The sequence below is a fragment of the Roseateles sp. P5_B10 genome, assembly GCF_056400485.1.
Genome location: NZ_JBFULE010001679.1, coordinates 1 through 559, shown reverse-complemented (window position 1 = coordinate 559; position 559 = coordinate 1). Strand labels below are relative to the sequence as shown.

At 67.3% G+C, this 559-nt stretch carries 1 protein-coding gene; it reads right to left on the bottom strand.

From position 1 onward, the window contains the following. The coding region (locus tag AC1DU6_RS35295) for a hypothetical protein (protein ID WP_477863228.1) at positions 1-298 on the bottom strand (298 nt) is incomplete at its 3' end. Between the last annotated feature and the right edge of the window lie 261 nt (positions 299-559).

The window sequence follows — 559 nt, the reverse complement described above, 5'->3', positions numbered from 1 at the left end:
CCGCCGGATTGCCGTCGGGGCCGGTGAAGTTGAATGGCGGATAGTCGGTTTCGGTCAGGAAGCGGATCACGGTGATGCGCGACAGGTCCGGCCGGTCCGGACGGCGACGCGGATCCCAGAAGCCCGGCACGGCCTGCGGGCCGGGCTGGCTCGCGGCTGGAGCCGACGTCTGCGCGAAGCCGACCGTCGCCGAAAGCAGCGAGATCCACGCACCCAACAGAATGCCAAGGGTCAGCGCAGTTGCGCGACGCCATGCCAGAGGTATTTGGTTGCTGGAATTAACCATCTGTGGTTGCATATAGGTGCTTCCGGATCGCGGTCTTATAGACCATCCGGCGCGAGACGCGAGTAGCGTTTGTGGCGTGAGGGCGTTGCATGGGCGTGCAGCAATCTTTCCGGGTTCATGGGCCCCGCGCGTGGCGCCAGCCGGCTGGCGCGCTACGCCCGCCTCCCGCACCGGTCGGCAGGACGTCCTCCCTCCCCGTGCCGGACCCTGGCATCCGGTCAGACCGCGGCAAAAATCCGGCCAGCGAGCTCGACTGCCTGCGCGGCATACTCC